Source organism: Kitasatospora sp. NPDC049258 (assembly GCF_040678895.1).
Lineage (GTDB): Bacteria > Actinomycetota > Actinomycetes > Streptomycetales > Streptomycetaceae > Kitasatospora.
Genome location: NZ_JBFAQT010000003.1, coordinates 188,014 through 201,253, shown reverse-complemented (window position 1 = coordinate 201,253; position 13,240 = coordinate 188,014). Strand labels below are relative to the sequence as shown.

Sequence of the window (13,240 nt, the reverse complement as noted above, 5' to 3'; positions counted from 1 at the left end):
GCGCGACCGGGCCTCGGGGTCTGGCGACCGGGGTCAGTGCGAGTGGCCGTGACCGCCGTGCGAGTGGCCGTGGCCGTTGCCCTCGTCCTCTTCCTTCTTCTCCACCACGAGGGTCTCGGTGGTGAGCAGCAGGGAGGCGATCGAGGCGGCGTTCTCCAGCGCCGAGCGGGTGACCTTGACCGGGTCGATGACGCCGGCCTTCACCAGGTCGCCGTACTCGCCGGTGGCGGCGTTGTAGCCGAAGCCGGCCTCCAGGTCGGCGACCTTGGAGGTGATGACGTAGCCCTCGAGGCCCGCGTTCTGGGCGATCCAGCGCAGCGGCTCGGCGAGCGCCTTGCGGACGACCGCGACACCGGTGGCCTCGTCGCCGGTCAGGCCGAGGCCGTCCTCCAGCACCTTGGCGGCGTGCACCAGGGAGGCGCCGCCACCGGCGACGATGCCCTCCTCGACGGCCGCGCGGGTCGCCGAGATGGCGTCCTCCAGGCGGTGCTTGCGCTCCTTGAGCTCCACCTCGGTGGCGGCGCCGACCTTGATGACGCAGACGCCGCCGGCCAGCTTGGCCAGGCGCTCCTGCAGCTTCTCGCGGTCCCAGTCGGAGTCGCTGGCGGCGATCTCGGCCTTGATCTGGCCGACCCGGCCGGTCACCGCGTCGTGGTCGCCGGCGCCGTCCACCAGGATGGTCTCGTCCTTGGTGACGGTGACGCGGCGGGCGGTGCCGAGCACCTCCAGGCCGACCTGGTCGAGCTTGAGGCCGACCTCCTCGGAGATGACGGTGCCGCCGGTGAGCACGGCGAGGTCGCCGAGGATCGCCTTGCGGCGGTCACCGAAGCCGGGGGCCTTCACGGCGACGGCGTTGAAGGTGCCACGGATCTTGTTGACCACCAGGGTGGACAGCGCCTCGCCGTCGACGTCCTCGGCGATGATCAGCAGCGGCTTGGAGGTGCCGCCCTGCAGGATCTTCTCCAGCAGCGGGAGCAGCTCCTGGATGGAGGAGATCTTGCCCTGGTTGATCAGGATGTACGGGTCGTCGAGGATCGCCTCCTGGCGCTCGGCGTCCGTGACGAAGTACGGCGACAGGTAGCCCTTGTCGAACTGCATGCCCTCGGTGAACTCGAGCTCGACACCGAAGGTGTTGGACTCCTCGACGGTGATCACACCGTCCTTGCCGACCTTGTCGATCGCCTCGGCGATCAGCTCGCCGACCTGGGCGTCCTGGGCCGAGAGGCCGGCGACGGCGGCGACGTCGTCCTTGCCCTCGATCTCGCGGGCGATCGAGAGCAGGTGCTCGGAGACGGCGGCGACGGCCTTGTCGATGCCCTTCTTCAGGGCGGCCGGGCCGGCGCCCGCGGCGACGTTGCGCAGACCCTCGTTGACCAGGGCCTGGGCCAGCACGGTGGCGGTGGTGGTGCCGTCACCCGCGACGTCGTTGGTCTTGGTGGCGACCTCCTTGACCAGCTGCGCGCCGAGGTTCTCGTACGGGTCGTCGAGCTCGACCTCGCGGGCGATGGTCACACCGTCGTTGGTGATGGTGGGGGCGCCGAACTTCTTGTCGATGACGACGTTGCGGCCCTTGGGGCCGATCGTCACCTTGACCGTGTCGGCCAGCTTGTTCACGCCGCGCTCCAGCGAGCGGCGGGCGTCCTCGTCGAACTGCAGGGTCTTCGCCATGATCCCGATTCCTCAGAAAGTGCCGGTGTACGTGAGCCAACAACCACGCCCCGGGCCCCTGTCACTTGCTGACACGGATCCGGGGCGGGCTGGAACGTCTTACTTCTCGATGATGGCGAGAACGTCGCGAGCCGAGAGGACCAGGTACTCCTCGCCCTGGTACTTCACCTCGGTGCCGCCGTACTTCGAGTAGAGAACGATGTCGCCGACGGCAACGTCGAGCGGAAGGCGCTGGCCGTCCTCGAAGCGGCCCGGGCCGACGGCCAGGACGACGCCCTCCTGGGGCTTCTCCTTGGCGGTGTCCGGGATAACCAGGCCGGAGGCCGTGGTGGTCTCGGCGTCGAGCGGCTGGACCACGATGCGGTCCTCGAGCGGCTTGATGGCAACCTTGCTGCTGGTGGTCACGTCCGAGCTCCCCTTCGGAGATTACGGGGTTGTCTAACAGGTAGGTGGCGATGTCCGCAGGCCTGCCGTCGCGGGGGTCAGACATGGTCCATCGCGTTAGCACTCACCCTGGGGAGAGTGCCAGGAATGACCTTAGGCGCCGGTTAGCACTCAGTCAACCAGAGTGCCAATGGCGCGGCCTGGCGTTCGAATCCGACCGAGTACCGGTACTCATGTACGAGCGGCCCGCCGCCGGGCAGACTGCGGTGATGCCCGCCTCGCAGCCGATACCACCACACCCCGGTGCCAACGGACCTGACGCCGCGTCGGACAACACCGGCCGACCTGCGCCGCGGCGCGCGCGACCGCACCCGGGGCCGGACGACGGCGTCGGCGGCCGGCCGGCACTCGGTCTGCTGGTGCTCGCGCTGGACGTCTGGCTGGCCGGCCTGGCGGCGCTCTTCCTGCTGCTCTCCAGGGCCGGCCACCCGTTCCCCTGGGTGGCGTACCCGGCCTCCGGCGAGCCGGTCGTGCACCGCTCGCACTCCGGCCGCGCCCCGCTGCTGATCGCCGCGGCCACCGCCGCCGTGCTGGCGTCGAGCGCGCTGGTGCTCGCGCTGCACCGGCGCCGGGGCGCGGCCGCCGTCCAGGCCGTCCTGCTGGCCGGGGTGCTGGCGGCGACCCTGGCGCGCTGAGCCGCCCGGGCCCGCCGGGCCGGGGCCGGACGGAGCCGGACGGGCCCCGGGCCGGCTTGATCGCCGACAATGGGGCGGTGGAGATCGAATCGTTCCGGGCCCTGCTGACCGACCAGGGCCAGGCCCTGCTGACCGAACTGCGCGAGTTCACCCAGGCGGAGGAGCTCGCGCTGGCCACCCGGCTGCGCCGGGAGTACCCGGCCGAGCTGGTCCGGGCCGCCTTCGAGCAGGCCCGGCTGCGGCAGCGGGCCCGGGCGAAGTTCGGCCCGGACGCGGATCTCATGTACTTCACCCCGGACGGCGTGGAGCAGGCCACCCGGCGCAGCGTGGCCGAGTGGCGGGCCGGGCGGTTCGCCGCGCTCGGCGTGCGGCGGCTCGCGGACCTGTGCTGCGGGATCGGCGGGGACGCGATCGCGCTGGCCCGGGCCGGGGTCGCGGTGCTGGCGGTCGACCGCTCGCCGCTGACCTGTGCGGTGGCGGAGGCGAACGCGGCCGCGCTGGGCCTGGCCGAGCTGGTCGAGGTGCGCTGCGCCGACGTGGCCGAGGTCGACGTGACGGGCTTCGACGCGGTCTTCACCGACCCGGCCCGGCGCACCGAGCGCGGCCGGGTCTTCGACCCCCAGGCGTACTCGCCGCCGCTGTCCTGGGCGATCGAGGCCGCCCGCCGCACCCCGTTCGGAGCGCTCAAGGTGGCCCCGGGCATCCCGCACGAGCTGGTTCCCGAGGGCACCGAGGCGGAGTGGGTCTCGGACCACGGCGAGGTCAAGGAGGCGGTGCTGTGGTTCGGCACCGGGGCCGCCGAGCCGCACCGGGCCACCCTGCTGCCCGGTGACCACAGCCTGGCCGGCGGCCGGCTGGCGGACCCGGAGGCGGGCCCGGTCGGGCGCTACCTGTACGAGCCGGACGGCGCCGTGATCCGGGCCCACCTGGTGGCCGAGGTGGCCGGGCTGATCGGCGGCCGGCTGATCCACCCGATGATCGCCTACCTGACCGCCGACCGGCTGGTGGAGACCCCGTACGCGCACGCCTTCGAGCTGACCGACGTGCTGCCGTACAAGCCGAAGGCGCTGAAGGCACTGGTGCGCGAGCGCGCCGTCGGCACCGTGGTGATCAAGAAGCGCGGGGTGTCGGTGGTCCCGGACGAGCTGCGCCGGCAGTTGCGGCCGGCCGGACCGAACTCGCTGACGGTGATCCTGTGCCGGACCGACGACGGCCCGCTGATGATGCTGGGTCAGCCGGTCGGCGGCTGAACGTAGTCCTCCAGCCGGGCCACCGCGAAGCCCTGCTCCTGGATCCGGGCCAGCAGCTCGCCGAACATCGCGGTCATGGTCTCGCCCTTGAGGTCCTTGGGGCCGCGGAAGTGCGCCAGGATGATGTCGCCGGGCCGGAGCTTCTTGTCGGTGGCCTGGTACTGCATGTCGTGGATCTGCATCGACTCCCGCCAGAGCACGATCCCGCGCGGCCCGCACTGCTGGACGGCGGTGTTGAGCGCGGCGGAGTTGGCGCCGTCGCCGTACGGCGGGCGGAACAACAGCGGGGCGGTGCCGTACTGCTGGGTGAGCGCGGACTGCGCGTCGCAGACCTCGCTGTGCAGCTTGTCGGGGGCCAGCTTGCTCATCACCGGGTGGTCCACGGTGTGGTTGTGGATGTGGTTGCCCAGCGCCTGCAGCGGCTTGAAGTAGCCGTAGTCGTCCTTGACGATGTCGCGGGTCAGGAACATCGAGACCGGGACCTTCAGGTCGGTCAGCATCTCGACGAACTTCGGGTCCTTCTCGGCCCCGTCGTCGAGGGTGACGAAGACGACCTTGTCGTGCGTCGGCACCTCGCTGAAGACCGGCACCGGGCCGGTCCTGGTCAGCTTGATCGGCTTGTCGGCGGGCGCGGCCGGGGCCTGCGGCAGGGCGGTCAGCCCCCACTTGGCCCAGCCGGCACCGCCCGGTGCGGCGCCCTGGCCGGTCGGGGCGGCGGTGGACGGCGCCGGAGCCTTGGCCGGGGAGCCGGCGGTGCCGGGTGTCGACAGGCTCGCCGCCCCCTGGCCCGCCCCTGAGCTGCACCCGCTCACGGCCGCCAACAGCGCCAGCACCGCCAGGCCGTACGTCCTCTTCACCGCGCTCCCCCGTCGTCCAGCGAACTCTCAGGAATGAACGCTACTCGACGTGTTGACGGGTGAAGGACCATCGGTGCACCGGCCTGGCGAGCAGTTCGGCCGGCGGCTCGGGCACCGGTCGCGGCTCGCCCGACCACCAGGTGATCAGCAGCACCCGGTCGCCCGGCGCGGTCAGCAGCTCGGCCCGCTCCACCCCGGCCGCGCAGCGCACCGCGGGCAGCGCCTCGGCCAGCACCCAGGCCGCCAGCTCGGCGGCCCGGCCGTCGGCCGCCCGGGCCTCCCACATCTGAGCGAGGGTCACCTGGTCAGGGCCTGGTGGGCGTGCGCGTGGACGTCGCCGTGCCCGGCGCCGGGCACCGAGACCTCGGTGACCGGCAGCGAGGAGTCCGCCGACAGGTCGAAGGCGGAGGGCGCCCGGTTGCGCCAGACCATCTCGGAGCCGAGCGCGGCCACCATCGCGCCGTTGTCGGTGCACAGGCCCGGGCGGGGCACCCGGAGCACGATGCCGGCCTTGTCGCAGCGCTGCTGGGCCATCTCGCGCAGCCGGGAGTTGGCGGCCACGCCGCCGCCGATCATCAGGTGGTCGACGCCGCTGTCCTTGCAGGCCCGTACGGCCTTCCGGGTGAGCACGTCGGTGACGGCCTCCTGGAAGGAGGCGCTGACATCGGCGATCGGCACCTCCTCGCCGGCCCGGCGGCGGGCCTCGACCCAGCGGGCGACGGCGGTCTTCAGACCGGAGAAGGAGAAGTCGTAGGCCGGGTCGTTGGCGTTGCTCAGGCCCCGCGGGAAGGCGATCGCCTTCGGGTCGCCCTCGCGGGCGGCGCGGTCGACCACCGGGCCGCCCGGGAAGCCGAGGCCGAGCACCCGGGCCACCTTGTCGAAGGCCTCGCCGGCCGCGTCGTCGATGGTGGCGCCGAGCGGGCGGACGTCGGTGGTGATGTCCGAGCTGAGCAGCAGCGAGGAGTGGCCGCCGGAGACCAGCAGCGCCATCGTCGGCTCGGGCAGCCTGCCGTGCTCCAGCTGGTCCACGCAGATGTGCGAGGCCAGGTGGTTGACCCCGTACAGCGGCTTGTCCAGCGCCCACGCGTACGCCTTGGCGGCGCTGACGCCGACCAGCAGGGCGCCGGCCAGGCCCGGGCCGGCGGTGACGGCGATGCCGTCCAGGTCGGTGGCCTTCACCCCGGCGGTGTCCAGCGCGCGCTGGATGGTCGGGACCATCGCCTCCAGGTGCGCGCGGCTGGCGATCTCCGGGACGACGCCGCCGAAGCGGGCGTGGTCGTTGACGCTGGAGGCCACCGCGTCGGCGAGCAGGGTGGTGCCCCGGACGATGCCGACACCGGTCTCGTCGCAGGAGGTCTCGATGCCGAGGACGAGCGGTTCGTCAGCCATGGTCGGGGTCCTTCGGATCGTGCTTCGGTTCGTGATTCGGATCGTTGTTCGGTTCGTGCTTCGGTTCGTGCGCGGGGTGGTCGAGGCGCATCACCAGCGCGTCGACGTCGGCGGGCTGGTAGTAGCCGCGGCGAACGCCGACCGGCTGGAAGCCGAAGCGCTCGTACAGCTGCTGCGCGCGCAGGTTGTCCACCCGGACCTCCAGCAGCAGCTCGGTGCAGCCGCGCCGGGCGGACTCCTCCACCAGATCGGTGAGCAGCGCGGCCCCGAGGCCGGCGCCCTGGTGGCCGGGCGCCACCGCGATGGTCTGGACGTCGCCCTCGACGCCGACCGCCATCAGGCCCGCGTAGCCGACGATGCCGCCGTCTGCGGCGGTGGCGACGGTGTAGTGCCTGGTCCCGCCGGGGTGCGCCTCGGCCAGCTCGGACCAGTACATGGCGGGCGACCAGGCGTCCTCGGGGAACAGTCGCAGCTCCAGCGCCATCACCGGTTCGATGTCCCACCAGCGCATCGGCCGCAGGCTGACGGCGGTGCTCACGCCGGGAGCACCGCCTTGTACCCGGCCGGCACCTGGGCGTCCGGGCGGCGCAGGTAGAGCGGCACGTTGGGCAGCAGCTCGCGGCCGGCCGCGAGCTCGGTGACGGCGAAGTCGGCCAGCGCGCCGGCCGAGACGTGCTCGGGGCCGCGGGCGCCGGGGAAGGCGTCCGGGTAGAGCAGCGCGCCGGCTCCGACGGCCTGCGCCGGTGCGGTGAGCTCGGCCGGGCGGTCCACCGACGGGCCGGCCAGGCGGGCGCCGTCCGCGTCGTAGGAGGCCCAGTAGACCTCCTTGCGCCGGGCGTCGGTGGCCACCGTGAACGGGCCGGTCAGCCCCTCGGCGCGGGCCTGGTGGGCGATCGCGTCCAGGGTGCAGACCCCGTGCACCGGCAGGCCGAGCGCGTGGCCGAGCGCGGCGGCGGTGACCAGGCCGACCCGCAGGCCGGTGTACGGGCCGGGGCCGACGCCGACCGCGAGGTGGGTCAGCCGGTGCTTGTCCACGCCCGCCGCGCGCAGCACCTGCTCGATGGTCGGGAGGAGCAGCTCGCCGTGGCGCCGGGCGTCCACCTGGTACGACTCGGCGAGGACGGTCCCGCCGTCGTGGACGGCGGCCGTGACGGCGGGGGTGGCGGTGTCGAACGCAAGCAGCAGCACGGGTCCAAGGTTAGAGGGTCGACCGGGTGGCCCGTCCGTTCGAGGTCCGCCGCGGCGGGGAACACGCGATCGGATCGATCCGAAAAGCCCGGGCGGACCTGGCACGATGGGCCCTGTACCGGTCCCGGGCGAGCAGTGGGAGCAGATGTGGCGAAGCTGGGTGCTGGATTGGTGGTCACCGGCCTCACCCTGGGGGCGATGGCTGCGGTCGGCCTGCTCGCCTTCCAGGCGAGCGGCGCCCAGGACCGCGCGCTCGCCGCCGGTTTCGTGCCGCCGGTCGCGCCGCTGACCTCGCCCCAGCCGACCGCGCCCCCGGCGCCCCCGCTGCCCGCCAACTCCGGCACCGGGCTGCGGGTGGTCTACTCGCTCGGCGCCCGGCAGGTCTGGCTGGTCGACCCGCGGAAGAACCCGCAGGTGACGGCCTCGTTCGCGGTGGTACCCGGCGCGGTCTCGCCGCCGGTGGGCAGCTATCCGGTGTACAGCCGCACCGCGGCCGGCACCGGCACCGACGGCCGGAAGATCGAGCACGTGGTGCGCTTCTCGCAGCAGGGCGCGGTCTTCGGCTTCAGTGCGGCGATCGACCCGGCCCCGGCCCCGAGCGGCGCCGCCGGTGCGTCGCCCTCGGCCCATGCCTCGGCCGCCGCGTCGGCGTCCGCCGACCCGAACGCCAAGACCGGCGGCATCCGCTCCAGCCGGGCCGACGGCCAGTTGCTGTGGGACTTCGCGCCGACCGGCACCACCGTGGTCGTCGTCCCCTGAGCGGCTGACCGGGTCAGCGGCCCGGGTCAGCGGCCCGGGTCGGCCGGTGCCCCGCGCCGGCCGTGGCTCAGGCGGCCCGCGGCCGCTCCAGCTCCGGTGCCTCGGGGCGGCGGAGCTCCTCCTCGGCGGGCTGCCGCTCGGGCGGCGTGGAGACCGCGGCGGCGGCCGCGCAGGCTGCCAGCAGGGTGCTCATGGACACGGCCGTGGGCACGGGCTCCGCGGCGGCGGGGGTGGTGCTCGTCATGGCGGGAGGCTCCCTAGTTAGGCATACCTAACCACAGCGCATCCATCCCATCACGCCCGGCGGCCCGGCCGCAACACCTTGCCGACAGCCTGTCGGGAAACTCCGCTACTCCTCACCCAGCCGGGCGAGGTCGACCCCGTCCCAGCGGGTGCCGAGCCCCGTGAGGGTGACCAGGCGCGGATCGCTGTCCTCGGTGGCGCTCGCGCCCAGGGCGCGATCGATCCGCAGCTCCAGCCGGTTCTCCGAGAGGTCCTCGACCTTGCCCTCGCCCCACTCGACCACCACCACCGACTCCGGCAGCGAGACGTCCAGGTCGAGGTCCTCCATCTCGTCCAGCCCGCCGCCCAGCCGGTAGGCGTCCACGTGCACCAGCGCCGGGCCGCCGACCAGCGAGGGGTGCACCCGCGCGATCACGAAGGTCGGCGAGGTGACCGCCCCGCGCACCCCCAGGCCGGCGCCCAGCCCGCGAGTCAGGGTGGTCTTGCCGGCGCCCAGCTCGCCCGACAGCAGGACCAGGTCGCCGGGCCTCAGCAGGCCGGCCAGCTCCCGCCCGAGCCGGTTCATCCGCTCGGGGGTGGCGACGGTGACGGTGGTCTGGGTGCCCATGGCGCGTGCGATGCCTCTCGTCCGGGTGCGCCGCCCTTCGACGGCGGCTCCCGCTACGGTGCCACACCGCGCGGCGGTGCCACGCACCGCTCAGTCCAGCAGGCTCCGGACGCCCTCCGGCAGCGGCGCCGCGTGCGCGAAGTCCGTGGCCCGGCCCAGCAGCGCGGCGAGCTCCCGGTCGACCACCTCGGGGCGCTCCAGCATCACCAGGTGGCCGGCGTCCGGGACGAGCACCAGCTCCGCGCCGGGCAGCGCCGCGGCGATCGCCTCGCTGTGCTCGGGCGGGGTGAGCAGGTCCTTGGTGCCGGCCAGCACCAGGGTGGGGATGCCGTCGAGGGCGGCCAGGGCGGCCGTCTTCTCGTGCGCCGAGAAGGCCGGGTAGAACTCGGCGACCACGTCGATCGGGGTCGCGTCCAGCAACTGCTCGGCGAACCGGGCCACCGACGGGTCCACGTCCTTGGTGCCGAAGGAGAACCGGCGGTAGAACACGCCGGCCACGTCCGCGCCGAAGCGCCGGGTGGCCTCCACCAGCTCGACCTGGCGGCCCAGCAGCCGCACCACCCCGGGCGCGACCCGGCGCATCAGCCGGGCCCCGACCAGCGGCAGCCCGAAGGTCACCGAGTCCCAGTCGCCCGCCAGGGTGCCGACCAGAGCGACCCCGGCCACCCGCTCCCGGAACAGCTCGGGGTGCTGCTCGGCGAGGGCCATCACGGTCATTCCGCCCATCGAGTGACCGACCAGCACGATGGGGCCCTGCGGCACCACCGCGTCCAGCACCGCCTTGAGGTCGGCGCCGAGCTGGTCGATCGAGGCGCTCTCGCCGGCCAGGTACGAGCGGGAGCGCTCGGAGCGGCCGTGGCTGCGCTGGTCCCAGAAGACCAGCCGGAGGTCCTCGCGGAGCACCGACCGCTGGAAGTGCCAGCTGTCCTGGCTGAGGCAGTAGCCGTGGCAGAAGACCACGGTGAGCGGCGGGGCGGCCGGGCCGGGCGGCAGGCCGAAGCTCTTGCGGCTGCCCGCCCGCACCAGCGCGCCGGAGCCGGCCAGCAGGCCCGGCAGGCCCGTGCGGTCCACCGGCCCCTCGCCGCGCCGCCGGGCGAACCAGCCGCGCCGCGCCGTCGGGCTCTCCTCGGGGAGCACCTGGACCGGCTCCGGCCAGCCGGCGCCGTCCAGCTCCACGTACAGCTCGGTGCCGTCCGGTGCGGGGACGGTGCGGGGCCGGCCGCGCAGCGAGCCGAACGGCGCGGCCGCGTCCAGCTCCTCGCGGGCCCGGCGGCGCATCGAGCGGCCGACCGTCAGGCGCTCCACCGCCACGCCGGCGGCCGCCCCGGCCGCCACCACGCCCAGCGAGATGCCGATCAGTCCGGCCCGGCTCACCCCGGCCGAGGCCGATCCGGCGGCCTTGGCCACCGCGGCCACCGGGTTGCTGCTCGCGCCGGGCTCGGTCATGAAGTGGTGCTACCCACGTAGCGGCGCGGTACCCGGGCGCCGATCCGGGTGATGATCTCGTACGAGAGGGTGCCGCAGGCCCGGCCCCAGTCCTCGGCGGTCGGCTCGCCGTGCTCGCCGGTGCCGAACAGCACTACTTCCTCGCCGACCGCGGGGGTGTCCCCGCCGAGGTCGACCACGAACTGGTCCATCGCCACCCGGCCGGCGACCGTCCGCCACTTGCCGCCGATCAGCACCGGCCCGGTGCCGCTGGCGTGCCGCGGGATGCCGTCCGCGTACCCGACCGGCACCAGGCCCAGGGTGGTCGGGCCGGAGGTCGTGTAGTGGTGGCCGTAACTGACGCCGTGCCCGCCGGGGACGGTCTTCACCAGCGCCAGCCGGGCGGTCAGCGACATCACCGGGCGCAGCCCGAAGTCGGCCGGGGTGCCCACCTCGGGCACCGGCGACAGCCCGTACATCGCCAGGCCGGTGCGGACCAGGTCGTAGTACGAGTCCGGCAGCAGCAGGGTGGCCGGCGAGTTGGCCAGGTGCCGCACCTCGGGGCGCACCCCCGCCCGCTCGGCGTACGCCAGGGCGGCCTCGAAGGAGTCCAGCTGGGCCTGGACGGAGGGGTGGCCGGGCTCGTCGGCGGCCGCGAGGTGCGACCACAGGCCGACCACCTCGATCAGACCCCCGGCCTGCGCCCGCAGCGCGGCGGCCACCAGGTCCGGCCAGTCGTGCGGCTGGCAGCCGTTGCGGCCCAGACCCGTGTCGGCCTTCAGGTGCACCCGGCCCGGCACCCCGGTCTCCCGGACGGCCGCCAGCAGCTCCTCCAGGGCCCACTGCGCGCTGACCGAGATGTCGACCTGGGCGCGCAGCGCCTGCTGCCAGGGGCCGCCGGGCGTCCACAGCCAGCACAGGATCCGGGCCTGCTCCGGCCCGATCCCGGCGGCGCGCAGCGCCAGCGCCTCCTCGGGCATCGCCGTACCGAGCCAGCCGACACCGGCCGCGACGGCCTCCCGGGCACAGCGCACCGCGCCGTGGCCGTAGGCGTCCGCCTTGACCACGGCCATCAGCGCGGGGCCGGCGGTCCGGGCGCGCAGCGCGTCCAGGTTGCCCCGCAGGGCACCCAGATCGATGGTCGCCTCGGCCCGCGCGCCCTGCGCGAGGACGGCCGTACCGGTGGTGTTCGCAGTTGTCATCGCGTATCAGTCTCCCAGACCGCCGCCGGTGCCCCGTGAACGGCCCGCGGGGACATGGCGCCAGACCTGCGAGGACGCGGCCGGGGCCGGTGCGGGTTCCCGTCAGCCGGCGTCCCGGCGGACCGCCCGCCAGGCGCCCCGCAGCGCCCCCGCCACCTCCATCGCGGTGACCGGTGCGCCGTCCCGGGCCGCCCGCCGCCCGGCCAGGCCGTGCAGGTACGCCGCGCCGGACGCCGCGTCGAGCGGGGAGAGCCCGCTCGCCAGCAGCGACCCGGCCAGCCCCGAAAGCACGTCCCCGCTGCCGGCCGTGGCCAGCCAGGGCGTGCCGGTCGGATTGACCCGGACCGCGGCCGAGCCGTCGGCGACCACCGTGGTCGAGCCCTTCAGCAGCACGGTCGCGCCGTACCCGGCCGCCAGCCGCCGGGCGGTCGCCAGCCGGGCCGCCCCGAGGCTCTCCGCCGAGGGCGGCGCCCCGCCGTCCAGCCCGGCGAGCAGCCGCGCCGCCTCGCCGGTGTGCGGGGTCAGCAGCACCGGCGCCGTCCGCCCGGCCAGCGCGGCCGGCCCCAGCCCGGCGAGCTCGGTCAGCGCGTCGGCGTCCACCAGCACGGGGACGCCGGTGGCCAGCGCCTGGGCCAACGCCTCCCCCGCGCCGTGCCCGCCGCCCGGTCCCACCACCCAGGCCTGCACCCGCCCGGCGCCGGCCGGTCCGCCGCCGGTGACCAGCGCCTCGGGGAACCGCCGCACCACCTCCTCGGCCGCCGTCCCGGCGTAGCGCACCGCGCCCGCGCCGCCGCGCAGCGCGCCGGCCACCGCCAGCAGCGCCGCCCCGGGGTAGCGGGCCGAGCCGGCCGCGATGCCGACCACCCCGCGCCGGTACTTGTCGCTCTCGGCGCCGGGGTGCGGGAGCAGCGCCGCCAGGTCGGCGTGCTGAAGCGCCGTCACCGGCGCCCGGGGCAGGGTCAGCCCGATCTCCACCAGCCGCACCACGCCCGCGTAGGAGGCCCCCGGATCGACCAGCAGCCCGGGCTTGTGGGTGCCGAAGCAGACCGTGACGTCGGCCCGCAGCGCGACGCCGGCGACCTCGCCGGTGTCCGCGTCCACCCCGCTCGGCACGTCCACCGCGACCACCGGCCCGCGCCGGGCCATCCCCGCGTACGGCTGCGCCTCGGGCCGCAGCCCGCCGCGGCCGCCGATCCCGACGATGCCGTCCAGCACCAGGTCGGCCCGCTCGAACTCGGTCCGGTCCTGCGTCACCCCTCCCCCGGCGGCCCGCAGTGCGGCCAGCGCGTGCGCGTGCACCCGCTGCGGCGACAGCAGGACGGCGCGCACCCGCGCCCCGCGCCGGGCCAGCCGGGCGCCCGCGTACAGCGCGTCGCCGCCGTTGTCCCCGCTGCCGGCCAGGACCAGCACCCGGCTGCCGTAGACCCGGGGCAGCAGGCCCGCGCAGGTCACCGCGAGGCCGGTGGCGGCCCGCTGCATCAGGGTGCCCGCCGGCAGCCGGGCCATCAGTTCGGCCTCGGCCGCTCGGACCTGCTCGACGGTGTGTGCGTGGCGCATCTCGCTGCCTCCCGGG

The 13,240-nt window shown here is 74.9% G+C and carries 15 protein-coding genes; 3 read left to right on the top strand and 12 right to left on the bottom strand.

What is annotated here, in order from left to right:
• Positions 1-33: 33 nt before the first annotated feature.
• Positions 34-1,668: a chaperonin GroEL gene (groL, locus tag AB0K43_RS04290; protein WP_363635574.1), complete on the bottom strand. Its 1,635-nt coding sequence runs from the start codon at positions 1,666-1,668 to the stop codon at positions 34-36.
• A gap of 99 nt (positions 1,669-1,767) precedes the next feature.
• Positions 1,768-2,073 (bottom strand): co-chaperone GroES, encoded by a 306-nt coding sequence (gene groES, locus AB0K43_RS04285; protein WP_014136232.1) that lies wholly within the window; start codon positions 2,071-2,073, stop codon positions 1,768-1,770.
• Between the two features lie 248 nt (positions 2,074-2,321).
• Between groES and AB0K43_RS04280 the strand changes: the two genes are divergently transcribed.
• Together AB0K43_RS04280 and AB0K43_RS04275 are read left to right on the top strand one after the other, a co-directional pair.
• On the top strand, positions 2,322-2,747 hold the full coding sequence (locus AB0K43_RS04280) for a hypothetical protein (RefSeq protein ID WP_363635572.1): 426 nt from the start codon (positions 2,322-2,324) through the stop codon (positions 2,745-2,747).
• A gap of 77 nt (positions 2,748-2,824) precedes the next feature.
• Positions 2,825-3,997, top strand: coding sequence for a class I SAM-dependent methyltransferase (locus AB0K43_RS04275; protein WP_363635570.1), 1,173 nt, complete (start codon positions 2,825-2,827; stop codon positions 3,995-3,997).
• On the opposite strand, the gene AB0K43_RS04270 is transcribed toward AB0K43_RS04275, so the two are convergent.
• Genes AB0K43_RS04270 through tsaB form a run of 5 tightly spaced genes read right to left on the bottom strand, consistent with a single transcriptional unit; the run spans position 3,979 to position 7,431 of the window.
• Positions 3,979-4,854: a polysaccharide deacetylase family protein gene (locus AB0K43_RS04270; protein WP_363635568.1), complete on the bottom strand. Its 876-nt coding sequence runs from the start codon at positions 4,852-4,854 to the stop codon at positions 3,979-3,981. The two genes, AB0K43_RS04275 and AB0K43_RS04270, sit on opposite strands and share 19 nt — an antisense overlap.
• Positions 4,855-4,894: 40 nt before the next feature.
• Positions 4,895-5,155: a hypothetical protein gene (locus tag AB0K43_RS04265; protein WP_363635566.1), complete on the bottom strand. Its 261-nt coding sequence runs from the start codon at positions 5,153-5,155 to the stop codon at positions 4,895-4,897.
• Positions 5,152-6,243 carry a tRNA (adenosine(37)-N6)-threonylcarbamoyltransferase complex transferase subunit TsaD gene (gene tsaD, locus AB0K43_RS04260; RefSeq protein ID WP_363635564.1) on the bottom strand — a complete coding sequence of 364 codons (1,092 nt, stop codon included), beginning with the start codon at positions 6,241-6,243 and terminating at the stop codon, positions 5,152-5,154. Before tsaD ends, AB0K43_RS04265 begins: the two co-directional genes overlap by 4 nt.
• Positions 6,236-6,754 carry a ribosomal protein S18-alanine N-acetyltransferase gene (gene rimI, locus AB0K43_RS04255; protein WP_363635790.1) on the bottom strand — a complete coding sequence of 173 codons (519 nt, stop codon included), beginning with the start codon at positions 6,752-6,754 and terminating at the stop codon, positions 6,236-6,238. Before rimI ends, tsaD begins: the two co-directional genes overlap by 8 nt.
• Before the next feature lie 23 nt (positions 6,755-6,777).
• Positions 6,778-7,431, bottom strand: coding sequence for a tRNA (adenosine(37)-N6)-threonylcarbamoyltransferase complex dimerization subunit type 1 TsaB (gene tsaB, locus AB0K43_RS04250; RefSeq protein ID WP_363635562.1), 654 nt, complete (start codon positions 7,429-7,431; stop codon positions 6,778-6,780).
• A 147-nt stretch (positions 7,432-7,578) separates the two neighbouring features.
• On the opposite strand from tsaB, the gene AB0K43_RS04245 reads away from it, so the two are divergent.
• Positions 7,579-8,190, top strand: a complete 612-nt coding sequence (locus tag AB0K43_RS04245; RefSeq protein ID WP_363635560.1) for a hypothetical protein — start codon at positions 7,579-7,581, stop codon at positions 8,188-8,190.
• A gap of 67 nt (positions 8,191-8,257) precedes the next feature.
• On the opposite strand, the gene AB0K43_RS04240 is transcribed toward AB0K43_RS04245, so the two are convergent.
• From AB0K43_RS04240 to AB0K43_RS04220, 5 genes are all read right to left on the bottom strand, one after another.
• Positions 8,258-8,434, bottom strand: a complete 177-nt coding sequence (locus AB0K43_RS04240; protein ID WP_363635558.1) for a hypothetical protein — start codon at positions 8,432-8,434, stop codon at positions 8,258-8,260.
• Between the two features lie 105 nt (positions 8,435-8,539).
• A complete protein-coding gene (gene tsaE / locus AB0K43_RS04235) occupies positions 8,540-9,040 on the bottom strand; it encodes a tRNA (adenosine(37)-N6)-threonylcarbamoyltransferase complex ATPase subunit type 1 TsaE (protein WP_363635556.1) in 501 nt (166 codons plus the stop codon).
• A gap of 90 nt (positions 9,041-9,130) precedes the next feature.
• On the bottom strand, positions 9,131-10,486 hold the full coding sequence (locus tag AB0K43_RS04230; protein ID WP_363635554.1) for an alpha/beta hydrolase: 1,356 nt from the start codon (positions 10,484-10,486) through the stop codon (positions 9,131-9,133).
• Positions 10,483-11,667 (bottom strand): alanine racemase, encoded by a 1,185-nt coding sequence (gene alr / locus AB0K43_RS04225; protein WP_363635552.1) that lies wholly within the window; start codon positions 11,665-11,667, stop codon positions 10,483-10,485. Before alr ends, AB0K43_RS04230 begins: the two co-directional genes overlap by 4 nt.
• Before the next feature lie 102 nt (positions 11,668-11,769).
• A complete protein-coding gene (locus AB0K43_RS04220) occupies positions 11,770-13,224 on the bottom strand; it encodes an NAD(P)H-hydrate dehydratase (protein ID WP_363635550.1) in 1,455 nt (484 codons plus the stop codon).
• Between the last annotated feature and the right edge of the window lie 16 nt (positions 13,225-13,240).